The sequence below is a fragment of the Bradyrhizobium sp. cir1 genome, from assembly GCF_014198245.1.
Lineage (GTDB): Bacteria > Pseudomonadota > Alphaproteobacteria > Rhizobiales > Xanthobacteraceae > Bradyrhizobium.
In genome coordinates, this window is sequence record NZ_JACIHE010000003.1 from 179,269 (window position 1) to 205,126 (window position 25,858).

General features: G+C 62.2%; 21 protein-coding genes. 8 read left to right on the forward strand and 13 right to left on the reverse strand.

Features of this window, described 5'->3' with window-relative positions; all coding sequences use genetic code 11:
• Positions 1-335 precede the first annotated feature (335 nt).
• A complete protein-coding gene (locus GGD63_RS09250) occupies positions 336-3,089 on the reverse strand; it encodes a calcium-binding protein (RefSeq protein WP_183241039.1) in 2,754 nt (917 codons plus the stop codon).
• Positions 3,090-3,471: 382 nt separating this feature from the next.
• On the opposite strand from GGD63_RS09250, the gene GGD63_RS09255 reads away from it, so the two are divergent.
• Positions 3,472-6,399, forward strand: coding sequence for a tetratricopeptide repeat protein (locus tag GGD63_RS09255; protein WP_312013118.1), 2,928 nt, complete (start codon positions 3,472-3,474; stop codon positions 6,397-6,399).
• A 553-nt stretch (positions 6,400-6,952) separates the two neighbouring features.
• On the opposite strand, the gene GGD63_RS09260 is transcribed toward GGD63_RS09255, so the two are convergent.
• Genes GGD63_RS09260 through GGD63_RS09270 form a run of 3 tightly spaced genes read right to left on the reverse strand, consistent with a single transcriptional unit; the run spans position 6,953 to position 8,389 of the window.
• Complete coding sequence (locus tag GGD63_RS09260) at positions 6,953-7,357, reverse strand: MAPEG family protein (RefSeq protein WP_183241040.1); 405 nt, start codon at positions 7,355-7,357, stop codon at positions 6,953-6,955.
• 42 nt (positions 7,358-7,399) lie between these two features.
• Positions 7,400-7,693 (reverse strand): AlpA family transcriptional regulator, encoded by a 294-nt coding sequence (locus GGD63_RS09265; RefSeq protein ID WP_183241042.1) that lies wholly within the window; start codon positions 7,691-7,693, stop codon positions 7,400-7,402.
• A gap of 18 nt (positions 7,694-7,711) precedes the next feature.
• Entirely contained in the window at positions 7,712-8,389 is a 678-nt protein-coding gene (locus GGD63_RS09270; protein ID WP_183241044.1) for a hypothetical protein, read from the reverse strand.
• Positions 8,390-8,650: 261 nt separating this feature from the next.
• Between GGD63_RS09270 and GGD63_RS09275 the strand changes: the two genes are divergently transcribed.
• The 5 genes from GGD63_RS09275 to GGD63_RS09295 all read left to right on the forward strand — a co-directional run bounded on the left by GGD63_RS09275 (position 8,651) and on the right by GGD63_RS09295 (position 13,804).
• Positions 8,651-10,168: a hypothetical protein gene (locus tag GGD63_RS09275; protein ID WP_183241045.1), complete on the forward strand. Its 1,518-nt coding sequence runs from the start codon at positions 8,651-8,653 to the stop codon at positions 10,166-10,168.
• Positions 10,161-11,507 carry a hypothetical protein gene (locus GGD63_RS09280; RefSeq protein WP_183241047.1) on the forward strand — a complete coding sequence of 449 codons (1,347 nt, stop codon included), beginning with the start codon at positions 10,161-10,163 and terminating at the stop codon, positions 11,505-11,507. Before GGD63_RS09275 ends, GGD63_RS09280 begins: the two co-directional genes overlap by 8 nt.
• Before the next feature lie 97 nt (positions 11,508-11,604).
• A complete protein-coding gene (locus GGD63_RS09285) occupies positions 11,605-12,039 on the forward strand; it encodes a hypothetical protein (protein ID WP_183241049.1) in 435 nt (144 codons plus the stop codon).
• Positions 12,040-12,265: 226 nt separating this feature from the next.
• Entirely contained in the window at positions 12,266-12,673 is a 408-nt protein-coding gene (locus GGD63_RS09290; RefSeq protein ID WP_183241051.1) for a hypothetical protein, read from the forward strand.
• Between the two features lie 57 nt (positions 12,674-12,730).
• A complete protein-coding gene (locus GGD63_RS09295) occupies positions 12,731-13,804 on the forward strand; it encodes a hypothetical protein (protein WP_183241053.1) in 1,074 nt (357 codons plus the stop codon).
• Positions 13,805-14,063: 259 nt separating this feature from the next.
• Here GGD63_RS09295 and GGD63_RS09300 read toward each other — a convergent pair whose 3' ends face one another.
• The gene (locus GGD63_RS09300) at positions 14,064-15,068 is read right to left on the reverse strand and encodes an NADP-dependent oxidoreductase (RefSeq protein ID WP_183241054.1); all 1,005 of its coding nucleotides are present in this window, start codon (positions 15,066-15,068) and stop codon (positions 14,064-14,066) included.
• A 1,057-nt stretch (positions 15,069-16,125) separates the two neighbouring features.
• Between GGD63_RS09300 and GGD63_RS09305 the strand changes: the two genes are divergently transcribed.
• Positions 16,126-16,296: a hypothetical protein gene (locus GGD63_RS09305; RefSeq protein ID WP_183241057.1), complete on the forward strand. Its 171-nt coding sequence runs from the start codon at positions 16,126-16,128 to the stop codon at positions 16,294-16,296.
• Positions 16,297-16,661: 365 nt separating this feature from the next.
• Here the strand turns inward: GGD63_RS09305 and GGD63_RS09310 are convergent, their stop codons facing one another.
• Together GGD63_RS09310 and GGD63_RS09315 are read right to left on the reverse strand one after the other, a co-directional pair.
• The gene (locus GGD63_RS09310; RefSeq protein ID WP_312013121.1) at positions 16,662-16,925 is read right to left on the reverse strand and encodes a hypothetical protein; all 264 of its coding nucleotides are present in this window, start codon (positions 16,923-16,925) and stop codon (positions 16,662-16,664) included.
• Positions 16,925-17,179 carry a hypothetical protein gene (locus GGD63_RS09315; protein ID WP_183241058.1) on the reverse strand — a complete coding sequence of 85 codons (255 nt, stop codon included), beginning with the start codon at positions 17,177-17,179 and terminating at the stop codon, positions 16,925-16,927. The genes GGD63_RS09310 and GGD63_RS09315 overlap by 1 nt, the downstream gene beginning before the upstream one ends.
• A 737-nt stretch (positions 17,180-17,916) precedes the next feature.
• Here GGD63_RS09315 and GGD63_RS09320 point away from each other — a divergent pair.
• On the forward strand, positions 17,917-18,453 hold the full coding sequence (locus tag GGD63_RS09320; RefSeq protein ID WP_183241062.1) for a GIY-YIG nuclease family protein: 537 nt from the start codon (positions 17,917-17,919) through the stop codon (positions 18,451-18,453).
• Between the two features lie 219 nt (positions 18,454-18,672).
• On the opposite strand, the gene GGD63_RS09325 is transcribed toward GGD63_RS09320, so the two are convergent.
• The 6 genes from GGD63_RS09325 to GGD63_RS09350 all read right to left on the reverse strand — a co-directional run bounded on the left by GGD63_RS09325 (position 18,673) and on the right by GGD63_RS09350 (position 25,460).
• Positions 18,673-18,936 carry a hypothetical protein gene (locus GGD63_RS09325; RefSeq protein WP_183241064.1) on the reverse strand — a complete coding sequence of 88 codons (264 nt, stop codon included), beginning with the start codon at positions 18,934-18,936 and terminating at the stop codon, positions 18,673-18,675.
• A gap of 197 nt (positions 18,937-19,133) precedes the next feature.
• Positions 19,134-20,543: a site-specific integrase gene (locus tag GGD63_RS09330; protein ID WP_183241065.1), complete on the reverse strand. Its 1,410-nt coding sequence runs from the start codon at positions 20,541-20,543 to the stop codon at positions 19,134-19,136.
• Positions 20,544-21,099: 556 nt separating this feature from the next.
• Positions 21,100-22,689, reverse strand: a complete 1,590-nt coding sequence (locus GGD63_RS09335; RefSeq protein ID WP_183241067.1) for an MBL fold metallo-hydrolase — start codon at positions 22,687-22,689, stop codon at positions 21,100-21,102.
• The gene (locus GGD63_RS09340) at positions 22,686-23,606 is read right to left on the reverse strand and encodes a ribose-phosphate pyrophosphokinase (RefSeq protein WP_183241069.1); all 921 of its coding nucleotides are present in this window, start codon (positions 23,604-23,606) and stop codon (positions 22,686-22,688) included. Before GGD63_RS09340 ends, GGD63_RS09335 begins: the two co-directional genes overlap by 4 nt.
• Complete coding sequence (locus tag GGD63_RS09345) at positions 23,603-25,144, reverse strand: thymidine phosphorylase family protein (RefSeq protein ID WP_183241620.1); 1,542 nt, start codon at positions 25,142-25,144, stop codon at positions 23,603-23,605. The genes GGD63_RS09340 and GGD63_RS09345 overlap by 4 nt, the downstream gene beginning before the upstream one ends.
• A gap of 151 nt (positions 25,145-25,295) precedes the next feature.
• Positions 25,296-25,460: a Flp family type IVb pilin gene (locus GGD63_RS09350; RefSeq protein ID WP_018647793.1), complete on the reverse strand. Its 165-nt coding sequence runs from the start codon at positions 25,458-25,460 to the stop codon at positions 25,296-25,298.
• Positions 25,461-25,858: the final 398 nt, after the last annotated feature.

The following is a 25,858-nucleotide window of genomic DNA, read 5'->3' on the forward strand; positions in this document are numbered from 1 at the left end:
GGGCTCGCCCCTTGGCTTGGAGTTCCTGGCACTCGGGCGCGGTGGAGATGCATCGGGCGGAGCGAGCGAAACCGGCGGCGCGACCGAAGTCTGGCCTCTCGCGCTGTCGTGCGACCATGCGCTGACAAGCATGAGGCTGAGAGCCAGGAGCGTCACGCTTCTCATCCGCATCCTCCCGGCAGCTTTGATTCAACGATTGATCGCATGGCGCGCCGAGCCACGACGGCGTGCAGAGTATCAGGACTCACAAGGCCGTCAAAGCTCCATCCGGACTACGATCGGTTGCATCGCCCGGCGAGCAAAACACGCCATCACCGGGCGAAGCAGGGGTCGGCTCAGACCAGCGTGCCCGCGTGGAAGCTCGCTTGGGCGAGCAACGACTGGATCACGATGTTGTCGCCGGGCCCGCCGTCCAGCACGTCGGTTCCCCCGCCGCCGATCAACACATCGTCGCCGAGCCCGCCGAGCAGCGTGTCATTGCCCGCGCTGCCGATGAGCACGTCGTCGCCCGCGCCGCCGTCGAAAACGAGGTGCGGCCCGCCGGGACCGACGCCCGACGCCTCGATGACGTCGTCACCGCCCAGGCCATTGATGGTGATTGTGTCATTGAAGTCGAAATTCTCGATCACGACCTGGCTTGCCAGACCGTCGATTACCAGCGCGCCGTTGCTGTTGAGTGAAAGCGTGATGACATCATCGCCACCGGTGCCGTTGATCACGATGTTGTCGGCCGCGCCGTCGCCGCCAGCGGTGCCGGGAACGCCGCCGAGGTCGATCTTGACCTCGGTCACGTCCGTGCCGCTCATGTCGCCGACATTGATCGTATCGGCGCCGCCGCGGGCATTGAACGCGATCGTCTCGATGCCGTGCGTATCCATCGTGATCGCGGCAACGTCCCGCGTCAGCTCGGCGCGCTCGCCGTTCGCGAAGATGTTGATGGTTTCGGCGATGTTGGCGCCGTTGAACAGCAGGGTGTCGGCGCCGCCCTGGCCCTCGACCGTGTCGTTGTCGTCACCCGGATTCCAGACGAACGTGTCGTTGCCCGCGCCCATCAGCGCGACGTCGTTGCCGTCGCCGCCGTTGATCACGTCGTCGCCCTGGCTGCCGCGGATGGTGTCGTTGCCAAGGCCGCCATTGATCGTCAGCTGCAGCACGCCGGCAGCGAGCCCGCTGGCGTCGATGACGTCGTCGCCGCCGAGGCCGTTGAGCGTCAGCTGGTCGGTGGCGTCCATGAAGCTCAGGTTGGTGGCTGCGTGCAGGCCGAACACCGTCACGCCGCCGGCATCGCCGGAGACACCGAATATGTCGGCTCCCTGAGTGGCATCGACCGAAACTGTGTCCACGGCGCCGTCAGGCGTTCCGGCCGAGCCGCCGAGGTCGATGTTGACCTGCGTCACGTCGGTTCCGGTCAGATCCCCCACCGCGATATGGTCAGCACCGCCCAGCGCGTGGACATCGACATGCTCGATCCCGTGCAGGTCCATCGTGATGTTTGCAACGTCGCGCGCGAGCCGGGCGTGATCGCCGTTCGCCGCAAGGACCATATTCTCGGCAATGTTGGCGCCGAAGAACCGCAGCGTGTCGACGCCGGCGCCGCCCTCGATGGTGTCGCTGCCGTCGCCCGGATTCCACTGGAAGACGTCACCGCCGGCGCCGAGCTGCACGAGGTCGTCGCCGCGGCCGCCGACGACGAAATCGTTGCCGTCGCCGCCGATCAGCGTGTCGTTGCCGGCGCTGCCGACGATCGTATCGTTGCCGGCGCCGCCATCGATCGTCAGGCGCACGACCCCCGCGGCAAGCAGGGCGGCCGAGATCGTGTCGTTGCCGCCGAGGCCTTCGATGACGAGCGCATCGCTCGCGCCTTCCGCGTTGGTGATGGCGAGGGCGGCGGGCAATCCCGTGACCGAAACCGAAGTGCCCGAGCCGGACACCTGGATCGCATCGGCGCCTGACGTGCCCTCGAGCGTCACCGTGTCGGCCGCACCGTCGCCGGTCCCGGCCGATCCGAGATCGATATTGACCTGCTCGACATCGGTTCCAGCCAGGTTGTTGACGACGATGTTGTCGCTGCCGCCGCGCGCGTTGATCGTGATGGTCTCGATGCCGTCGAGGTCCATCGTGATGTTGCCGACATCGCGGCTCAGCAGCACGCGTCCGCCATTGGCCGCGGAAACGGTGATGTGCTCTGCGATGTTCGAGCCGTTGAACAGCAGGGTGTCGGCTCCGGCCTGACCGTCCACCTTGTCGCTGCCGTCGCCCGGATCCCACTGGAAGGTATCGTTGCCGGCGCCGAGCAGGGCGGTGTCGTTGCCCTGGTTGCCGTCGATGAAATCGTTGCCGTCGCCGCCCAGCAGAAGGTCCGCGCCATTGCCGCCGAGGATTGTGTCATTGCCGGCCCCGCCGTCGAGCGTCAGCGTGATGAGCGCGGCGAGATTGCCGGTGGCGGTGATGAGGTCGTCGCCGCCATTGGCATGGACCACGAGGTTCTCGGTGGTGCCGATGTCCAGCGAGAACGGTGCCGGCTCGAGGCGGTCGAAGCGGACGCGCGTGCCGTTGGCCGTGATGGCGAAAGTCTCGCTGCCGTTGCCGCCGTTCACCTCGGCGGTGTCGGTGCCTGCGCCGCCTTCCATCAGGTCGCTGTCGTCACCGGGGTTCCAGATCATGCGGTCGTTGCCGGCTTCACCGAACATCTGGTCGTTGCCGTCGCCGCCGACCAGCACGTCATTGCTGGAGCCGCCGAACAGCAGGTCGTTGCCGCCCTTGCCGAGCAGCGTGTCGTTGCCGGACTGGCCGAACAGCAAGTCGCCGCCGGAGCCGCCGGTCAGCGTATCGTTGCCGGCGCCGCCGAACAGGTTCGCCGCGGGCATCGCGCCGTTGCTCTCGTCGATGGTGATGATGTCGTTGCCGTCCTGGCCGAAGGCCTGGATCAGTTTGGTGTTGGCGACCGTCGCGGGGCCGCCCTTGATCGCGACTGCGCCGCCGTTGACGACGATCGTTCCGGCCGCATTGCGGCCGAGTGCGATCGTGTTGTTCAGTCCATTGCCAAGGACGGTGAGAATTCCTGCGGAAAAGTTTGCTGTGACAGCCATGTGTGCTTCTCGCTTGCGTGATCGCCGAAACCGACCGCGGCGGTATCGCGACGCCTTTTCGCGATGCCCGGAGGTGAACGGCAAATGACCTCGTCTGTAGGCCGAGATTGAAGTTCCGGCTTGGCGGAAGTCTTCGGGCCGGCTCCTGTTTTTCTTGAGGGCAGCTTGATTTTCGCGAGGGCGGCCGCATCGTGGCTCCGGATGGAGCGGAGCGCATCCGGATAACTGCACACCCGAGGGCCTTCCGGATTTCGGTCAGCTCCATTCCAGCTCCCTTTTTCGGTCCGGTGAGGAGGCAGGATTTCGGAAGGAGACCGTGCGCAGCTTGCGATAGAGGACGGCGATATGGTATTTTAGATGTAGTTCAGGATTGGGACGAAACGTGCCGTTTGATTTCGGCGGAAAGCTGCTCGACTTGGCGCTAAGCGGCTTAAGTGGTCTTGCCACTATCGCCATTCCCTCCCATTGGAGAAAAAGAGTCGCAGCGCGGTTTTCTGACCGCAATCCGCTGAACGTCATTTTGTCCAACCAGGATCTGAGACGTGCAATCCGGATTGCATGGATCGAGGCGGCGCTCGAAATTCTCGACACAATAAAGGGTGTTGCAAGTTCGTCGGAATGGTCGAGCGCTCGCCAGTCAATTCTTGACTTCGAAGGGGTGGCACGCCGCGAGCTGATCGCTGTTCGCGATGCGGCTTTTGATCGACGGACGGACGCTGGCGCCACCGCGATTGATGGCCATTCGCTCACGATTATCTTAAATACCTCAGAGTCGACCGGCTTTTCCGGCGAAGTGGATCAGGCCTCGTCAGTAACCGTTGGCTTTACGCAGACACTCGGTGCAATCACAAAATGGCCACTGGCCGAAGTGCCGGCGCTTTTCCAGCAGATCGCGGACGAGGGCTTGCCTACCCATGGCGGCGGTCCTCGGCGCGTGTTCGGTGAGCTGGTATTTGCCGCCTTTGCCGAACTGATCAAGGACGGGGACAAATACCCAGAGGCGCGCGAAGCATTTCATATCGCCATGGACGACATGGCCCGCCAGCTTGGCGAGACCATTCTCAAGGAGGTGCGTGGCATCGACGCCAGCATCGATGCTGTGATCGACCGCCTTGATCCTCTCCGTATCCTCCGCACGGGAGCCGCGCGATATCTGGAAGTCCTGCCGCAGATTGCGATTGATGTCGTCGAGATCAGGAACACGCAAGCATCTCAAGATGCGAAGCTCGACGAACTGTTGGCTTTGGCTCGCCAGAGCGGAGCATTCAATCGAGCCGCTGAGCAAGGAATTCCTGAAGCCGCGGTGCGAGCGATTGTCGAACGCCTCGGCGGAGAAGGGATCACGCGCGATGATCTTCTCCCATGGCTCGATAATTGGACCGAGGCAGCCCGCCGTGAACTAGGTCGACGGACCAACGAAGGGGAGGCGTTTGAAGCGGCTCGCCACGAGGCCGAGAAGCGATTTCGGGAAGGTCGTCTTGCCGATGCATCATCCGCCTTGATGGACGAATTCGAGCGAGAGGCAAGAGTTGAGGAGGAGCGACAGGAGGAGCGCAAGCGCCAACGTGTGCGCCTGCTACAAGAGGCGATTCGGTTCGATGAACTGGCGCTGGACGGCAAGGCTGCTGTGAGGAGGCTCCTTGCCATGGCAGAGGTTGAGGGCATAGTGGGGACTGATGCCATCGGGCAATGGCTCTATGAAAAGGTCAAGGAGTTCAGTCGGCGTGGTGATGAAAAAGGCGAAAATGCGCCGCTGCTCTTAGCGATTGAGATCGGTCGCGAAGTTCTCAAGAGAAGAATCCGCAACAGTGCCCCGCTCGAGTGGGCCGCGGCTCAGAATAGTCTTGGCCGCGACCTATGGAAGCTTGGAGAGCGCGAAGCCGGTACGGCCCGGCTTGAGGAAGCCGTCAGTGCCTTTCGCGAGGCCCTGAAGGAATATACCCAGGACTGTGCCTCTCTCGATTGGGCTATGGTCCAGAACAACCTCGGCGCGGCGTTATCGACGCTCGGCGCGCGTGAAGCCGGTACCGAGCGGCTTGAGGAAGCTGTCATCGCCTATCGTGGTGCTCTCAGGGAGAGAACGCGAGTACGCGCCCCACTCGATTGGGCCGCGACTCAAACCAACCTTGGCGCTGCACTACGGATGCTGGGAGAGCGTGAGGCTAGTACAGCCAGACTGAAGGAAGCCATTAGTGCTTATCAGGACGCTCTCAAAGAAAACACCCGCGACCGCGTTCCGCTCGACTGGGCTGCAACGCAAAGCAATCTCGGAAATGCGCTATTGGCTCTCGGGGAGCGCGAAGTCGGTACCGCGCGGCTTGAGGAAGCCGTTAGCGCCTATCGTGAAGCTCTTAAAGAACTTACTCGCGATAGCGTTCCGCTCGCTTGGGCGATGAGCCAAGGCAATCTCGGGAATGCGCTACGGAGGCTCGGGGAGCGTGAGGCCGGCACAGTACGGCTGAGGGAGGCCATCGATGTCTATCGTGAAGCCCTCAAGGAATGTACGCGCGACCGCGTCCCGCTCCTCTGGGCGGCGACCCAGAACAATCTCGGCAATTCGCTCCGAGCGCTCAGCGAACGTAACGGTGATACGGCGCTGTTGGAAGAAGCTGTCATTGCCTATCGTGAAGCCCTCAAAGAGAGAACGCGCGATCGGGTCCCTCTCGATTGGGCCATGACTCAGAACAATCTTGGCAATGCGTTGTCGATGCTCGGTGAGCGTGTGGCTGGCACCGCGTGGCTAGAGGAGGCTGCGAGTGCCTATCGTGAAGCCCTTAGGGAGAGAACGCGCAATCGCGTCCCGCTCGATTGGGCTATGAGTCAGAACAACCTCGGCACAGTGCTATCGACGCTGGGAGAACGTGAGGGCGATACCACACGGCTAGAGGAAGCGGTCAGTGCCCACCGTGAGGCGCTCAAGGAATATACTCGTGACTGTGTCCCGCTGGATTGGGCTATGGCCCTGAATAATCTTGGAGCGGCGCTGGCAAAGCTAGGGAGATGTGAGGGCGGCACAGCACGGCTAGAGGAAGCTGTTAGTGTCTATCGTGAAGCCCTTGAAGAGAGAACCCGCGACCGCGTGCCGTTGAAGTGGGCTATGACCCAGAACAATCTCGGGTCCACACTGGCGATGCTAGGCGAGCGCGAGGAAGGTACCGCACGACTAGAGGAAGCTGTTAGGGCCTATCAGGAAGCCCTCAAGGAATTCACTCGAGAGGGAGTTCCCTGGCAATGGGCTAACATTCAAGATGCACTCGACCGAATCGCGACTTTGATGGCAAGTCGGAGGTCTGAGTTGATGGGCAACTAATTGCCGTGCCTGCATCTGCAGGCCGGTGCCGATTTCATTCCTCCCCATCCGAGCAACAATCCGTTGTGTTGCCCGTCGGGCAAAACACCCCAGCGCTGGGTCCATAGCCGTTCGCCAAAATATTCGTATTTACAGAAATTCGATTTTACCGTACAAGCCGGAACATCCCGGCCCGCCACGAGGGGCGTTTCGCGACCGTCACGAGACGCGGGCCGGGATGCGGTGGCCGCGACGGCGTCGGCGCGTAGGGCGGGTTGCAGGGCGGAAATCCCGTGAGCAGCCGACTGCGCGATACGACACGGCGCTGACAGCGTCCCCGCCCGGCTTCGACGGCGAGCGCACGCCAGCGGTCGATGATGTGGGCGAGGATGTGCGCGGACGGAGAAGTCGTGTGGTCCTGGCCGCAAGGTCTTTTTCCGCGATACAAAGAACGGATAAAATTCAATGAAACCAATGGTTTGAATGATATGGCCCGATCAAGAAAAAGGCCTGCCCAAAGCAGGCAGGCCCCAATAGGCCCTGTCTCAGCGCGAGCGGCTGCTCGTGCGCATCCTTATGCCATCAGCTTCCACGACCAATAGACGCCCATCACCATCTGGACGGCGAAAGCGGTGAAGCGGAGGCTCACCGCTATTGGACTTGTCGAAACGAGGTGGATAATCGACTGCGCAATCCGCGCGCCAAGAAACCAAAGCGCCAACGGGTCCGTAATTGCGGTCCTTGAGGTCATGATCGCAATCGCCAGCAAGCCTCCGAAGATCGGCAGTCCCTCGACACAGTTGGCGTGCGCGCGAGCGAGGCGCTGCATGAAGGGCGATAGTCCGGAATTATCTGGCGTGAAGCCGTTGGCCGCGACCTTTCGGGTCACGACGAGATAGGCTCGGATGGTTTCCATTGCGACGAGCAGAAAGAGCGCCCACGCGACGAAGCCTGTCAGTGCGTACCCCGAGATGGTCATGGTCCCCTCCGAAGTCCGGTTCTCAGGCTTGTTTGTAGCCGATCAGATTGGACCCGGCGAGACGCGACGCCCGCGCCCCTTGCCCCGGCGACGGTTCGGAACATATGCGTCAACCTCGCGCTGCCAGCGCGCGATCTCGGACGCAATCCAAAGCCGTCGGTTGGCGCTGACGAAAGTCCCCCGAGGAAATTTGCCCTCCCGCATCATCCTGTACAACGTTGCCCGCCCGATCGGGATAAGCCTCAGAAGCTCCGTTTCATTCAGCATGCGTTGAGGCTCGGATTTATCTGGCGCATCGGCGGTTTCGATTTCTTCTCGTTGCGCGGCTGCGGTCATCACGCAAACTCCCATCACTCATCTCGGCTTCTCGGTTTTCTCCATTGCGGCGAGGATCGTGCGCACCTTCGCGACCTTCGCCCGCAGGACGCCAATATTGTCGGCGTCATCTGCTTTCACAATCTCGCGCAGTGTGCGCATCAATTCGTCTGTAAGATCAGCGACGATGATCCTCGACGCGTATCGGGCAAGGGCGACCTCCATATCCCTGATCAACTCCCCCAACTTGGCTTGCTGATCCAGATTGGGGATGCGGCTCAGGTGGTTGATGATGACCCTGCTTTGCGGTCGGCCCTGGTCTTTGGCCTCCCCCTCGACCCACGCCGAAATATCCTCCGGCAATATCACCTTGAAAGCGCGCCCGCGCTTGAACGCCGGGATGGTCGCTTTCTTCTTTCGTCGGGGTGCCATCGGCTCAAGCTTCCCTTTGTGAGACCGGACCACATGGGATGAATAGAGACCGACGCTAGTACCCTTGTAGTCGGTTGGCAATGTCCTATTAATAGGATAGAGATGACCAACCCGGATTTCATTTCGGATGATGTGAGGAGGTCTCAAATGAGAGCCGAAGTCATCAGCCGCGCGATCCGCGACAAGTTTTTCTACACGGTGGAAGCTGCCGGATCGCGCATCGGTCTTTCCCGCGCGCAGTCTTATCGCGCCGCAGAACTCGGCCAGATGCCAGCCGAACGACACGGGAAATTTCTGTTGGTGCCGCGGAAGCGGTGGGATGCCGAGGTCAAGCGCCTACTGCGAGGACCGCAATCGAAGCCGCGTCGCCGACGTAAGTCCGCAGCGACGGAGCCCACCGCGACCGCCGGCAGATAGAGAACGCCGCCCTGCTTGGGGGCAAGCAGGAGCGGCGTCAAACGTGATTTCCGACCGGTGTGGTCGGGACCTTCAGCGGCCCCCCTCATACTCCGGTCAACCTCAACCTCGCAAGTGGGGAGCCGGGCTATGAACGATCTCAATCATTCCAATTCCCCCGCCGAGCCTGTGGACGTTGAGCCGGCTAAAAAGCCGAGCAACCACCCTCAATCTTTACAAATTGTGGCAAACCCCAAGCGGACCGCTCGCGGCAAGTCCATGGCCGAGCCGAAACTAACCCGTGTCGCCTTCAAAGTCTCGCGGCTGATGGAGTTCTGCAGCGAGCGTGAGCTCCAGAACCAGACCGGACACTCGCTCTATGATTGGCTGCTCGTGGTGGGCAAAGAACTCGTCGACAACGCTCTCGACGCCTGCGAGGAGGCGGAGGTTGCGCCCGACATCACGGTCATCGTCGAACTAGGAACGATCATCATCCAAGACAACGCGGCCGGGATCGACACCGAGACCATCAAGTCGATCCTCGATTATACGATCCGGGTCTCCAGCCGTGAGGCATATGTCTCTCCGACCCGCGGCGCGCAAGGCAATGCGCTAAAGACCATTCTGGCTATGGGCTATGTGCTCGATCGCAAGATTGGCAGCAATGCCAACGCGGCAGGGATCACGATCATCGAGACCCGCGGCGTCAAGCACCAGATCGAGTTCCGTGTCGATCATATCAACAACCAGCCAAAGATCATCCACACCACGGCGAAATCTCAGGTCAAGGTCGGGACCAAGCTCACGATCAAGTGGCCGCCGAACGATGGTTTGTTGGAATATGCGGAGGACCAATTCAAACGCCTCATTGAGGCTTACGCTTGGTTCAATCCGCACCTGACTTTGCGCGGTGTCTGGTTCGGGAGCGAATTTATCAACGTGAAGGCGACCGATCCCGACTGGGAGAAGTGGCGGCCGCGCAATCCGACCAGCCCCCATTGGTATGATGAAGCAAGGCTGCAGCGTTATCTTGCCGCGCATGTGGCCAGAGATCGCGACCTCGGGCGGTGCCGCACGGTGCGCGAGTTCATTGCCGAGTTTCGCGGGCTCTCCGGGACTGCCGTTCAGCGCAAGATACTGGCGGAGGTAGGCTGTTCGCACCAATCGCTGGCGCAGTTCTTCGGCGTCGAGCAAGTCAACCGCGTGGGCATCGCCAAGTTGCTCGGCGCGATGCGGAAGTACAGCAAGCCGGTTGCGCCCAAGCATCTTGGCGTCATCGGCATTGGGCATCTCAAGCAGAGGTTCCTGGCAGCCGGCGGCAACCCTGAGACCTTCAAGTATCAATGCCGCAAAGGCATGACCAGCGACGGCATTCCCTACATCGTCGAGTTTGCCTTCGGGCTGCATCAATCAGGGCTGTCCCGAGACGGTGTCGCTATATCTCGCAAATTCGTCACCGGCGCCAACTGGAGCGTCGGGATCAACAATCCTTTCCGCCGCTTCGGATCGACTGGCGAGGGGCTGGAAAACACGCTCGCCAAGGTGCGGGCCAATGCGAGCCAACCGGTGATTTGCGCCCTGCATCTGGCCTCCGCCTACATCCAATACGCCGATCGCGGCAAAAGCTCGATCATCCTCACCGACGACGTGGAGCAGCCCGATGACTGAGAAACAGAAATCGGCTCGGCCCCGCAGCATCGCCCATGACATCGTCGATGCGGTAGAGACAGCAACCGGCAAATGGACGCGACAGAAGAAATCGGAGGAGCGGCATCCCGGCAACATTCGCTATCGAACCTCGCGCATGACCAGAGAGCCGCGCACGACGCAGAAAGAGGCCGCGTGGGCGATACTCGAACAAGCCTACATGGCCGCGAGCGGCCACGGCACCTTGCCCGCTTCGGCGCGGCAAATCTTCTATCAAGCGCGTCCCAAGATCATGGCGATGACGGAAGATAAGGAACTTGCATACAACTACTTCTCGCAAACGCTTTTGCCCAATTACATCGAGGAGCACGGCGTCGGTTGGAATGTCGTCTATGATGCGCGTGGTCATTTCGAGGAGCCGCACACCAACCGGCGCATCGGTTGCGGGACGATTGAGGTCGGCAATTATCTACGCAGAGTGAAGGAGCCGGAGATCGTGTCGGCAGATTTTGCCGACGCGGGCATCGACATCATCGGTCCATCTGGGAACCTTAGCGCAGTACTCTTCTGCGAAAAGGAAGGCTTCAACCCGCTGTTCAAGACGGTGAACCTCGCCAATCGTTACGACCTGATGATCATCTCCACAAAGGGCGTATCCGTCACTGCGGCGAGGCAGTTGGTCGACAACGTCTGTGGCGATCACGGCGTTCCGTTATTCGTGCTGCACGACTTCGACGTTGCCGGCCTCCTGATCCTCGGAACGCTCCAGCGCGATACCCGGCGCTATCAGTTCTTAAGCGCCTTCGAGGTGATCGATCTCGGGCTGCGGCTTAGCGACATCGCGGGCCTTGAGCGAGAGCCTGCCGCAGCCACCAAGACAAAGCCGCACGTGCTGTGCGCTCAACTCGCGAAGAATGGTGCCACGGAGGCGGAGATCGCCATCCTGCTTCATGAACGCGCCGAGCTGAACGCCATGACGAGCGACGCCCTGATCGCAATGATCGAACGCAAGCTTAATGAGTATGGCCTCGGAAAGGTTATCCCCGACGATGATCTGCTTGCGCGTACCTATCACGCATTCCATCGCAGCCAGCAATTGCGGGAGAGGTTCGAGGAGCTAGAGGAGCAGTTCGAGGACGAGGACAGCGAAATTGAAGTTCCAGGAGACTTAGCGGAACAGGTTCGCGCAGTCCTCGATACGCACGGCGATCTCCGCTGGGACGATGCAATCCAGATCGTGCTCGATCGGACGCAACTCGCTCGTGTGCGGGCAGAGAAACAAAAGGCCAAAAAGAAATCCGGTGACTTCACGGATGCCGATGAGGATGAGGAGGACGATGACCCGGAGGCCGCGCCATGAGCGGCGTTGGCGGGCGTGCGCACGACGTCGCGCTTGCGCTCGGCACGGTGGGTCGCGAGGGCCGCGGCTGGGCTTGTCAGATGCGGGGCGGCCGATCGTGACCAACCGCCGCGCTTATCATAACGGCCGTCGCGGCAAGGACCGCTACGTCCGGCTGCCCGAATACATGCTCGCATCCGCCGCTTGGCAATCGCTCGACGGCAACTGCCGCGCTCTCTACGTCGAGATCGCGCGCCGATATCGCGGGCCCTCGTCGAACAACGGGAAAATCCCCTATAGCGTTCGCGAAGCGGCTAAGGCACTGCACGTCGGCCATTCAACCGCTCAACGATGTTTCGAGAAACTGCAAGACCGAGGCTTCATCAGGATCAGCAGACGATCCGGCTTTTCCGTCAAAGGGCGCGTCGCCGCCGAATGGCTGCTGACAGAATTCCCGGATGACACCACCGCGATCTTGGCGCCGCCGACCAAGGATTTCATGCGCTGGACCGGGCGCGACATAAGGGCGACAGCAAAAGGAACCGCTCCATGAAAAATCAAACAACAGTCCCACCACAGAAACGCGCTGTCCCGCCACAAGCGCACATGCGTTCCTGTAATGGGACCGTGATGCAAGAAAGTCACGTTTGCGTTCCTGTAGCGGGACTGCCGCGGCCATTTTTGGGCTTTCACTGTCCCACCACAGTAACACTACTCAGTATACCAGTAGGGTGTACGTCTAACCGGTGCCTGCCGCTGGCAAATGGGGATGTGCCGCCATGACCGTGCCGCTGCGCCTCGACCCTGCGTCGCTGAAAGCCCTCCGCGATGGTTCGCTCGATGCAGCCGACGCGGCGCGGTTGGCGGATATGCTTCGGTTGAAGCCTGGCGCGCGCTCCTGGGCGACACGAGCCGCCCTCGCCGAGCGGGACGATCTGATCGGGGAGTACGCGATGCGCTATTATGCAGATCGTACTCGAAACGAGCAGTCGCAATGCATCGAACGCGATTTGGCCCGCTACGAGGCGGGCGCTTGGCGGCATGCGCGCGCCGCCCCTGAGTGTCCCCATCGCGATCCTCATCGACAACTACTGTGGCGAATTTTCAAGGCTTGGCCCGTATGTCTCAAGGCTCGAAGGATCAATCAAATCATTTCCGGCGTAACGGTTTGCAACAGGCTCCCCTGATTTCATTGCAAACGAAGCAAGGTCTGATTGCGTCATCGATCATCGAGTGAGGCTATCATGGCGCGATCTCAGAATTCCGGCTTTCCCGCTGCGGCTCCCGGTTCGCCGCTGCACGCGGGCATCGTTCCCGGCTTTACGTCCACGGTTCTTTTTTCAAACTTCGGCGATCCGATCGATACGTTGCCCGAGCCAGCAGCGGAGCGGCTGCACAGGCTGCGGCAAGAGCGCGAGGAGGCGGCCATCCTTGGGCGCGCCACATTCGAGCAGTGGCAATCGCTGCATGAGGAGGCGCAACGCCGCCGCAGCCGCATCGCCCAACTTCGCGCGCCGCGCGGCGTCGGGATCGGCCTCACCGAGCCCGGTTTCAACTTGGATGACGACGATCCGCGCGTCACGGTCGAGCGGGCAGCGCTGACCAAGCAGGAAGCAGAGCTTGCGCGGCTCAAGAAACTGCAAGACCAGCACGGCGCACGGCTCCGTATTCTTTCGACTTTGGTCAGCCAAGTGGAGAATTGGATCAAGGCGACGCCATCCGGCACGACGATCGGGATGCATCCGATCGACGTTCAATTGAAAAAGGGCGAGAACCCCGCTGATGCCGTCGCGCGGCTTCAACATCGCAGCCGCGAGTTGGAGGCTGATCGCCAACGGATCATCACAGCGCCGTGGCCTAGCCATCTCGCAAAAGAGCGGATGCGGCAGCAGATCGCCGTAATGGCGGAAAGCGGTCGGCCGCGCGCGGATCAACTTGTCGATTTCGGTGAGCCGGTCAGGTTCGCGACCCGCAGCATCCCGGCTCGGGTTCTGAACGTTGCGCCGGAGGCGATCGCGTTTTTCGAAATTCCGGACGCGCTCGGGTTGCTCGCATGGCTGCATCAGGACGAGTTGATCCGCAGGCTAGACGCCGAGATCGACGCGACGGCCGACGACGCCAACGCTCTGGACGCCGATCAGCGCCGCCAAGCGGAAGCGGAAATTCTCGCCGATCGTCTGATCATCGAGCGCGAGGAAGCCGAGCTATGTTGGCGTCAAGCGGCCGATGGCGGGCCGATCCTGCACCGGCCTGATCTCGATCCGCAGGCGTTGCTCGGGGTGAAACTGATCGCCGCGTCCAGCGCCGATGCAGGCTAGGCCAGCTTCCGGGATGCGCCGCCGGTCGCGTCGAGCACGGCAGGCGGCGCGTTCGGCGCGGCGGATAGGTGGTGCTCCTTCCTGTCCGCCGCGCATCTGTCGAGCGCGACCCCCGTCCGATCTCCCGCCGATAGCCGACCTCGCAATGGGCTCAACCCTGGTCGGGGAAGGGCCAACAGGCGACATTCTTGCTGGCATTTGACTCAGATCGACAAAGTGCCCCAGCAGCGCCCGCCCCCGCGGGGTAGACGGGTTTTGGTCAACTCAGTTTGACCAGCATCTTCCCAATGTTTTCGCCGCTAAACAATCCAAGGAAAGCATGCGGTGCCTGTTCGACACCATGGAAAACGGTCTGACGCCACTTGATCTTGCCTACTGCATGCCAAGCTGCCAAATCTTTTGCGAAGGCAGACTGCAAGTTCACGTAGTTCAAGATGACAAAGCCTTGCAGACGCAAACTTCTGGTAACAGCCATAAGCAAGTTGCGCACACCCATCGGCTGCGAAGCCGCATTGTAGTCTGAAATCATGCCGCACAGCGCAAACCGGCCAAATGTCTTTGCGTTAGCGAGCGCCGCGTCCAGGTGCTCACCGCCAACGTTATCAAAATAGACATCGATGCCATCAGGGGCGGCCATAGCGAGCGCGGCAGTCAGGTCTGGAACGGATTTGTAGTCAATTGTCTCGTCAACCCCGAGCTCATCTTTCGCAAACGCAGTCTTTTCTACTCCTCCAGCGGAGGCGATTACCCTATGGCCTTTCAGCTTCGCGATCTGGCAGGCCATTGAACCAACAGCACCTGCGGCACCGGAAACGAAGACGACGTCGCCTTCTCGGAGGTCTGCGATGTGCAGCAACCCAACGTACGCCGTGAAGCCAGGTATCCCGGCCACACCGAGGAAGGCTTCGGGCGGCAAGCCGTGAGTGTCCAACTTGCGGACCTTGTTGGCCGGAGCATTGAAGGCCTCCCGCCAACCGTTCATGCTTTGGACTAAATCGCCAGGCTTAAGTGATTGATCGTTGGATTGTACGACTTCACCAATAGCATCGCCCTGCATGGCGACGCCAAGAGCGAAGGGTGGCACGTAGTTGGGGGCATCATTCATCCGGCCCCGCATGTACGGATCAACGCTCATCCAAATATTGCGGACCTGAACTTGGCCTTCGACTGGTGTCGGTAGTTCAACGGTGGCTAACTCGAAATCATCGGCCGTTGGCATACCAACCGGGCGGTTCTTCAGTCGGATTTCACGTGATGTCACCATCAGCAAGCTCCCATCAATCGGGAAGAACCGCTTCAACGAGACTCGATGTTCTTGTTCATCATGCCACCTCGCGGCCCCTGATCCCAATGCACTCAACCAAAGCGTAATCGATTTTGCACGCCTGTCCACGCGGTTGAATGTCTCATAAGGGTCAAAATGCGAAGAACTCAGGCTGAGCACATCAAGTCCGCTATGGCCCACTGACCCGACTTCACTGATCAGAGGAGGTCGTCGAGACTTCTCGTACCTAATTGACCGCCACTTGCTCTTTGCCCCGGTAAACGCCCTGTCGGCCATTTACCGGAGTTTACCGGCAAGCCGGAGTAGCCTCCGCCGCTCGAACGCATAGGTGACGATTATAGCCCGAGCCGTTGGAGGTCCGTCTCGCTCAGCGCCACGTCCGCGAGCTGCGATCGCCTTCCGCCACGTTCGCCCCCGCGTCGCCGCACCGCTGCCGCGCGCTGCCGGGCACAGTCTTGACGGAGCAGCGCGATGAACGCGGCCCGGTCCCGCCGCGAAAGCGACTGCCATTCCCTCCATGCCCGTTCCAGCCCGCTCATCGGTTCCATCCTGCTGATATCGTGAGACTACCTAGCGGAACAAAGTCGGAAGAGAGCGGCGGCAAATATACGAAGATCGGGCCGTCGCGCGTCCCCGCGCAAAAAGTTCCGCCCCGGAGGACCCGGCCAAAGCGCGGTGGAATCCTTGGCTCTCCTCGGTATTCCTCCGGAATGTATTGGCGAGCCCGACTTGGCTTATCACAGCACTGTTGATCACCGGCCTCTGTCGAGGGGCAGGGTCATTGCAAGTGGTCGGCAGGGGCCGCCTGATTATGAGCACGGGCGGCCCCACTTGCGATTGGATCGGTTCCAGCGTGTTCTTATTGATGGAACCGGAAGGCGGGAGCCGGTGCCGCTGCATACGGATTTTGGCACCTGCGCAAAGACAGGCGTCTAATTTTAGGAAGTGCGTCAAGTCGATCTCAACAGTCCTTGCACTATGTACCCCGAGGAAATCCTGCAAGAGGATGGAACTGAACTAAGAAGACGCATCGAAAATGATCAGCGTCCGTGAATACCAAGAGCAGCTTCTCGCGACATACAGGCATCATCTTGCTCGCGTCGAACGAGGCGAAGTCCCCTATGGCGCCGAGGAGCAGACGATCGAAATCCAGCGCCTCAAGCTCGCCATCGCTGTTCTCGAACAAGATTTGGAGAACGGTGTTTAGCTGCACTGTCTTACTTCAGGCCATCGCTCAATCTTGCATCTTTCGCGCGCTCCGACGTGATCACCCTTAAAGGACAATCTCGCTGCCGGATGAGGGTGCATGCGCCAAGGCCGACTTCCACCGCGCGTGGACCGGCATTGAGATACATCAATCGTCGCGGGGGCGGTTTGGATGCATGCTCTCAGCGCGATGATCGAGACCGATGCAGATAGATTTCGCGAACAAGCGCAGGAGTGCCGTCAACTGGCGGCCAAGGCTGTCCACGAGGTTGACAAACAGGCGTGGCTTCGGCTTGCCGCCGATTGGATCAAGCTCGCGCAAGAAGTCGAGGAAAGACGGAGCGGAGGGTCTTTCGCATGACGACCCTATACGTCTTCATCCTCTTCCGTCGCGGCTTGTGATCGCGGTTGAGCGCAGGCACCACGCCGATCCGCGCGAACATGGCAGGGCCCGCCGCGCTCGACCACGAGCATCAGCGCTTCGATCGCGGCCTGCCATTCCGGCGCGTCGTGCTCGCGCTTGGGCCGTGTCGTGATGAAGGTGGCGGCGTCGTGCAGGGTGATCAGCTTGCGGCTATCCGGGAGCGAGATCGGATCGTCAAAGGCGCGATGCCAACCCTCGTCGGTCATCACCGAGCACTTCGCACATTCCAAGGCAGATCGTATTTCTTGATCAGGCCCAATTCCAACCCAGCACTGCCATGTACCGGCAGGCCGTTGCACTCAAAATCGGGTGGCACCGCCGTATAGACGTCGATATGCGGGACGAGCCGCAACTCGCTCTTGAGCATTTCATTGAGCCGCTGGTTGGTGATCTGACCGAGGCCGGGCCTTTGTGTACAGGTATAGCCGCCGAGCGAGCCCCATTGTCGCCACGCCGACATAGAGCACGGCGTCCTCACGGGCGAAGGCGTAGACGCCGACCTCCTTGGAAACGGGCTGATCTAGGATCAATTGCGCGTTGCTGCCGACAGCGTCCATCGCGCGGACAATTTGAAGCCGCCCGCCGACCTCGATCGAACCCGAACTCTTGTGCCGCTGCGGGGCACAATGACGACTTCCGACCAGATACGCTCTCTTGCGCGTGAGGGCCTGACCACCGCCGAGATCGCTCGGCGCTTGGGCATTCGATATCAGCACGCTCATAGCGTCCTGAACAAGTCTGGCGGCGGTGCCGCAAAGCAGGCGCGCGCTCCAATTCGTCCGGCCGACAAGCCTTCTCTGAGCCCAGCGACTTTGCTGGAGTAGTGACCAACTATGACATGTGGATGAATGGCCCGGATATCCAGCCCGGGCAAGCCTCGCCTCAACGTTGCAGCGGGCGCGCGGCGAAACGGCGCGCCACGCCTCGAAATCGGCCTCGCTGCGCTTAGACAGGGAAAACCGCCGACCCACGCCGCCAGGAACGTAGCCCGGGGGCGCGCTCTCGAAGGTAACGGCGGTGAGATCAGCGAGCGCGGTGCGGCAGGGCGGATATCGGCGATGGTGGTCATGCCGCAAGACGATGGGGACACTGAGCCACGCTATCAGGTTTTCTGTGGGCAATTGCAGCGCGATCGATGCTTGCTGTTGGCTTCATCTTATATTTTCGTGGTCTCGACCGTGAAAAGGGGCTCGGAGAATGGAAAAATTTGGCCCTTGGGTGTGCCCCGGTGTCATCGACGTCGGCCAACTGATGGATGTGGTGGCTCGCGATGTCGCCAAAGCAAAAGCTAACTCTCGGGAGCACGTGCTCTGGCTGTTTGAAGGCATAAAGGCGGCGCATGCAGCATGGCTGAAAGGGCACAACCTTTCGGGCAAGGCACTGAGACGTGCGGGCACACCGTTTAGCGAAGCCTATGACGATGTTGAGCGATGGTTGGCGGAGACTGCACCGCCGAAACCCAAACGTCCGAAGCGCGGTTTTGTGTACGTGATCGGGATGGTGGAGGACGCGACAGCGGTGAAGATCGGTTTTGCGACCGACGTTGATGATCGACGTTCAACGCTTCAAACGTCCTCGCATCACACTTTGAAGGTTCTCGCTGTCATCAAGGGCACGCCAGCAATAGAGAAAGAGCTTCACCGCAAATTTGCCACCGACCATATTCGCGGCGAATGGTTCCGCAGGACGCAAGCGATCGAGGCGTTCATAGCCGAAGTTGGCAATCCGCTTTAGCTAGATGGGCCTGCGTTGGCAGCGTCGAGAGCCGCAACGAACCGCCGCGCCTCATTCTCATACTTCCGCCATGCGCTCTCGGTCGCCTCCCTGAGCACGTGTGCACTGCCTTCCCGCACGGTCTCCATTCGTCCGGTCGGCTCCTGCCTGTCCGGGTCCTTCCCATCCGCCATGCACATCGCCCGCGCGACACGCTCAATCCGATCATCGCTCATTCGTTCAGTCCACCCGTCCGCGATCTCGCTGCTGATCCCTGAACTTCTGCCAGCTAGCATCACTGGCTGGCTGTCCCCGCTCGATCTCGGCCATGACGATGGCGATGCTCAGCGCCATAGATGCGACGAATACCGCAACGGATACGAAGGAAATTCCCTCCTCGTATAGTCCTGTCAGGGCAATGAGCAGTGCGGCCCATGCCAACCAAATCAGGCGGCGGGTGGCCCACATTTGAGCGACTAGGCGCGGATCGTGATCATCTTTCATTAGCAGTGTCAGAGTTCATCCGGTATGTCGCCGCTCTCCGGCGTGGGCGACTGCACCGGCAGCATACGCGCACCGATTGCGTGCAGCACACGCCTGCCACTCGGATTTCCACAGTTACAGCGCGATCGACCCACGAAAAAAGCCCGACCCCGGCGACGCGGGATCGGGCCAACGATCAGGCGATCAGAGCGCGGCGGTCAGGCGACGAGCCGCAGTCCGGTGTCAGCTTGGGTCACCGGCTCGGCGATGATCCGCCGCAACTCGGCGGCGACGCCGTCCAGCACCGCGCGCTTCTCTTTCATCCGCTTGGAGTGGTTGTAGACCTTGCCGGTCACCGTCGGCACGATCACGTCGCCCTTTTTGCTCGCGGCGTGGTCGAGGCATTTGGCGATCCACGCATCGTCAAAGCCGAGATCGCCCGCCAGGGTCGCCGCCGTCCGGCGCAGGTCGTGCGGCGTGAACGGCTTCATGCCAAGCAGCGCGCAGATGCCGGGCGTCTTGGTGACCATCTTGCCATCCTTCCTCTGCTTGGTGCCGCGCAGCGCCGTTCCCATCGCCCTGCGGTTCAGCGGCGTGTTGTCGAGCGGGCTCGCGAAAACGAAATCCTTGTTGCTGCCCTTGAGGGCGTCCCGGACGATCTCGACCGCGAGGCTCGACAAAGGCTGCTGGATCACCCGGCGCTTTTTGACCCGCTTCAACGGCACGTCGAGGCGCGGATGCTCGCCGTCGAGGTCGAACAACTCGTTCCGGTGCGCGCCGAGCAGTTCATTCGAGCGCAGCATGGTGACCAACTCGAACTTGAGCGCCAATCGCGTCCTGCGATCCCATGGCATGTCGTCGCGGTCGAGGCCGTGCCAGAAAGTCTTGATCTCGTCCTCGGACAGAACGCGCGTGCGCGGATGCTCAGGGTCGAGCTTGCCGAGATTGATGCAGGGGCTGGCGGTGACATAGTCCTGCTCGGGCTCGGCCGCCCAATTGAACAGGCCCGACGCCGCGCGCCGCATGTGGCGGGCGTTGCTGACCGATGGCTTGCCGCCGTGTCTGCCCGCAACGATGTCCTTCGACAGCGCGGCAATGTCCTGCTTGGTGACCTCGCAGGCGAGTTTCTTACCTAGCCGGGGCCCGATGAAGCGCCGCAAATGGCTGGCGACGCTCTCCCAACTTTCGATCCGGGGCCGCATCTCGCCATCGGGCTTCTTGACCGGCGTTTTCATCCAGTCGATCCGCTCGTCAATGATCTCGCTGACGGTCTTGCCCTGCTTCGCCTTCTGCGCCTTCTGCTGCCGCAAGCTCTCGGCGATGTTCTCGCCGTTGCCGATCCGCATTCTCAGGGCATAAACCTCGGTGCGGGCCTGCTCGACCGGGAAGGTCGCAGGATTGTGGAGGCCGAGCCATTTGGAGCGCTGCTTGCCGGTGGCCCGGTCGGTGAACTTGAAGAAGAAGGTCGCGACCCCGGCCGGGATGACGCTGACGTAGAGGCCGGGGCATTTGCGGTCGTAAATCTTCACGCGCTTGGCGACGCGCTTCTCGCAGAGGCGGTCGGTCAGCACGACGCCGCCATTGCGACCGCGCTTGCCCGCAGGCTCGATTGTCGTGGTAGCATCCATGTTGGTTTCAGACTCCCAATGGGTTTGGACCAATAGGGCCGGGCCTTGGGCCTCTCGGCGTCCGTGGAAGGGATCGAGTGGCTTAGGGCCTGGCCCTAGATTTGACGAAACCCGCGAAGCGCCCCTGCAACAGGCTAATCGGAAAGTGCTTGTTTCAAAGGGTTTTTGTAGTCTTGGCCGGTCTCACCCAATGACAAAATATAGACGTGTGGTCCTGACGCCCGGGGTCTGTGCGTCAAGTCTCGTGGTGATGCCTGTGGTCCGACCGGGCCCGCGCATCAGTCATCTGCAAGGCGACGGGGGCAATAGTGCATCGCTCCCCGGGGAGAGCACGAAGGACACCGTTAAAACCACCGCGCAGGGAAGGCCGGGCGACCGGCATCACCTGTGGTCCAACCCGTGCGCGTTCTTATTGCACACGGGACTTCGGGTGCCAGCCGGCGCCCGGCCTTCCCTGCGCCCTTTCTTTGAAGAGGGCAAGAGCAGAGAGCAAAGCTCGGGCGAAACAAGCCGCGAGGATGCGAAGGCGTGTCCGCAGATGAAAATGAGCATCCCTCTACTCGTTCAACGCCCTCCGCAGCCTGCGGATGATGACGCCGCGGGTGCGGTCGTCGGCGGCGGCTGCGACCTTGTCGCTGATGTCGAGCATCAGCTCGGACATCTCGTTGTGCCAGTCGAGATGCGTGACGGCGTCGGGGGCGAGGCGGCGACGATGGTCGACGTCGAGGACGCGCGGCTCGGCCGCTGCGAGCTCGTAGATGTCGTCCAGCACCGGCTGATAGATCTTTGCGGCCGGGACGATGCGCTCGGCCAGCCGCTCGGCAAGCCCGGCGATCGCGTCCTGCTCGCCATGGGTGAGGAACAGGCCGCGCGCGATCGGGCGGCGCGCCGCGATCCAGCCGGCAATGCCGGCGGCGTCGGCATGTCCGGAATATTCGTCGATCATCCGGATGCGAGCCCCGACCCGGATCTCCTCGCCCTGGATCCGCACCGCCTTGGCGCCGTCCTGGAGGAAGCGGCCGAGCGTGCCTTGCGCCTGGAATCCGGTGAGCAGAACGGTGGCGCGCTCGTTCCACAACCAGCGCTTGAGGTGATGGCGGATGCGGCCGGCGTCGCACATGCCGCTGGCGGCGATGATGATGTGGAAGCCGGTCAGGCGCATGATCGCCTTGCTCTCGGCGACCGTCTCGGTGAATTTCAGATGCGGCGAGTTGAGCAGGTGGTCGACGTCGACATCAGGATCGAGGCACGCGGCATGCTGGCGGAAGACTTCGGTCGCATGGATCGCGAGCGGGGAATCGAGAAAAATCGGCGCCGCCGGAATTTCGCCGCGCTCCATCAGGTGGACGATGTCGACGATCAGCTCCTGGGTCCGCTCCACCGCGAAGGCCGGGATCAGCAGCGCGCCCCTGGCGGCCGCCGCATCGCGGATCTCGCTGGCAAGGTGTTGCCGCCTTTGCTCGGGCGTGGTGACGGCGCGCACGCGGTCGCCATAGGTGGACTCGCAGATGACGTAGTCGAGGTCTACCGGGGCCTCGGGATCGGGCTGCAGCAGCTTGGCTTCCGGTCCGACATCGCCGGAAAGCAGCACGCGCAATGGCCGCTCACGGCCGGCCTGGTCGAATTCCAGCTCGACCGAGGCGGAGCCGAGCAGATGGCCGGCATTCCAGTAGCGTGCGCGAACGCCGGGGATCACGTCGGTCCAGCGTTCATAGTCGACCGCGCGGAACGATTGCATCGATGCGGTGGCGTCGGCCTGCGTGTAGATCGGCGCGACCTCATTCCATCGGCGCGCCGCGTTGCGGCGGTTCAGCTGCGCGACCTCGGACTCCTGGATGCTGCCGGCGTCCGGCAGCATCCAGGAGCAGAGGTCGATCGTGCCGCGTGTCGCCAGGATGGGGCCGTCGAAGCCCTCGCGCACGAGTTTCGGCAGCAATCCGCTGTGATCGATATGGGCGTGCGTGAGCAGCACCGCCCGGATGTCGGCAGGGCGGAAGGGAAAGGCACCGTAGTTGAGTGCCTTCAGCGTCTTCTGTCCCTGGAACAGGCCGCAATCGACCAGGAAGCGCCCGGTGGGAGTCTGGAACAGATAGCTCGAGCCGGTCACGGTGCGGGCGGCGCCGCAAAATCGAACGGTTACGCTCATGTCGTGGTCTCCGGCGGAAATGTCGGGTTGAGCTCGCGCGCGAGGGACGCAGCCAGGATGTCGTCGAGCGCGATTGCGTTGGTCGGATGCGGCACGCTGTCGCTGGAGCGAATGGAGCGGATGCCTGCGTCGGTGAATGCAGCGACCATCGCGGGCGGAAACAGCGCGTGCGTCACAACCGAATCGACGGCGGTCGCGCCCATCGCTTTCAACGTCTTCGCCGCGACCATCAGCGTCGTCCCGGAGGAGACGATGTCGTCGACCATCAGTGCCGGCCGTCCCGCGAGCAGGGTGGCATCGTCAAACATGATCTCCACGGAGCGGTCGCCGCGCCGGACCTTCCGCGCCACCGTGTGCTGCAAGCCCAGCCGTCCCGCGAGGTCTCTCACCCACGGCTCGGACTCGGCGTCGGGGCCGATCACGACGGTCGCGGGATCGATGCCGGCCTTCGCCAGCGCGTTGGCGATCGCCGGCATCGCAGACAGGTTCTCGGCCTCGATCCCGTGAAAGACGGCGCGGATGTCGCTGGTGCGATGCAGATGCGCGTCCACGGTGACGACACGGTCCACGATCGTCGCGAGCAGCGCACCCATGGCACGCTGGCTGATGGCCTCGCCGGCATGAAACGCAATGTCCTGCCGCATGTAGCAGAGATAGGGCGCGACCAGGACCAGCCGCTTGGCGCCGCCGCGTCGCAGCGCCTCGGCGGCGAACAGCAGGGCGATCAGCTTGTCGTTGGGCTCATCGAGTGCGGCATAGAGGATGGTGGTGTCGGCCGCGGGCGCGACGGTGACGCGCAGCTCGCCGTCCGGGAAGCGGTGCAGGGCGATCTCGTCGCAGGCAAGCCCAAGCCGCGCCGCAAGGCGCTTCGCCGCCTTGGTTCCGAAGGGCAGGGTCTGGAACGCGATCGTGCTCACGAGGTGGTCTTGCCTAGAGGCGCGTCGTGGCCATTGACGGCGTAGCCGTTCTCAGCAGCGGCGGCGGAGGCTGCCAGATCGTGCTCGGGCCGGTCGAAGGTGTAGACGCGATAGAGCGGCTCGCCCTGCTCGACGCGGTCGCCGATCTTCTTGAACAGGCGAATGCCCGCGCCCTTGTCGAGCGGCGCGCCCGCGGTGCGGGCGAGGCGATTGAGGCGCAGGCAGTCGATCGCGGATACCACGCCGTCACGTGCCGCCCTGACGTCGAAGCTGAGCGATCCGAGCTCGGTGCTGCATGTCGAGGGACCCTGGGCGTCGATGATCTTCTGCATCTGCTTCAGCGCCGCGCCGCTGTCGAGCAGCTCGCGCGCCCGTGCATAGCCGGCGCCGCCGCGCAGCTTCGGATCGTATTCCAGCAGATGGGCGGCAAGGCGAAGCGACTTCTCGCGCAGATCGCGCGGCGCATCCTTCTCATTGCCGAGCACCGCCATGACGTCATTGGCCTCGAGCACCGGCCCGATGCCGTTGCCGATCGGCTGGCGGCCGTCGGTCGTGATCACCTCGACCGTGCGCCCGAAGCGGTCGCCGACGAATTCGAACAGCTTTCGCAGCCGCATCGCCTCGACCGCGCTGGTGACCTTCGCGGTCGGCCCGACCGGAATGTCGATCAGGAGGTGCGTCGAGCCTGCGGCGATCTTCTTGGACATGATGGAGGCGACCATCTGCTCGCGGGTATCGAGGCTGAGCGGACGCTCGACCGAGATCAGCACGTCGTCGGCCGGCGACAGGTTCACGTGGCCGCCCCAGATCAGGCAGCCGTTGCAGGCCGAGACGATCGCCTTCATCTCCTCGACGCCGACATTCACCTGCGCCAGCACCTCCATCGTGTCGGCGGTGCCGGCGGGCGAGGTGATGGCGCGCGAGGAGGTCTTGGGGATCGGCAGGCCGTGTGCGGCGACGATCGGCACCACGACCATCGAGGTGCGGTTGCCGGGAATGCCGCCGATGCAGTGCTTGTCGACGACGACAGGATCGGGCCACACCAGTTGCGTGCCGGCCTTCGCCATCGCCCCGGTGAGAGCCAGCAGCTCATCGCTGGTGATGAAGCTCGCCGAGCCGATCAGGAAGGCCGCGATTTCCATGTCGGAGTAGCGATAATGCGCGAGGTCGTTGATGATCGCGCCGATCTCGGCCTGGCTCAACGTCCGCCCGTGGATCTTCGCGCGCACCGCTTCCAGGCTCTCCGGAGGCGAGGCCGGCGTCACCGTGACCGGCGTGCCGACCGGTTCGGCGAAGCGGTGGAATGCGGGCTCGGAGAGGCCGATCTCGTCCTGGGCCGCCAGCGTGTCGTCGTCCGTGATCAGTAGCGTCGCCAGCAGCACCTTGCCGTTGCGGCGGAGCTCGACGCGGCTGAAGCCCCGAAAGATCTCCGCACGCAGCGCCTTCGATCGCCTGGAGATGACGACGACGTTTTCGCGGCCGGTGTCGAGGTGGACGCGGCGGATCTTCAGTTGGGAGCGCAGGAAGTCAGGGGGCATGGACGGGCCGGCAGCAGAAAGCTCGGCTTCCATGCTTAGCCGTCGCCGCCGCTGTGCTGTTGACCCAGATCATGGTCTGCGGCGCCGGCAGGGCCGCGCGCCGCGACGATATCGCCGATCTCGGGAGGCTGCACCGGGCCGGGTATGCCGCCTACTTCGTGGCGGCGTCGATCGAATTGAACTTGTTGTTCAGCAGCGCGCTGCCCGTGTTGTTCACGACAGCGACGATCGCGAGCGCGATGCCGGCGGCGATCAGGCAGTACTCGATAGCAGTGGCTGCACTTTCATCGGCAAGAAAGGACCTGAGCAAAGCCATCGTCAACTCCTGTTCATCCGTCTAACGTAGGCTGGTGCCGTTTTCGGAATGGTAAATTGATTCACTAAGTTTTTCGCGGTGCGCGCACGCCAAAGCGCAAGGTCGGATGGTCTCGACCTCGGGCCTTATATACTGCCTTCCTTGATTTAAGGTTTCGTCACCCAATGCAGGTGCGTTCGACCGTGTCGCCGCAATATCAGGACTCGATCGCGCATCCGGACGCGGCCTTGCCGTGGCGCCTCAGTGCGGCTGCGAGGCGCCCGGCTGCATCGCGCGCAAACCTTGGCTTCAATCGACGGCGCGACCGTGGCGTACGCAAAGGCAATCGACGGTTAATTTTGTATTCCGTAGGACGACTTGGCGCCTCGCGGTGTTAAGATGCGACTTAACGGATTGTT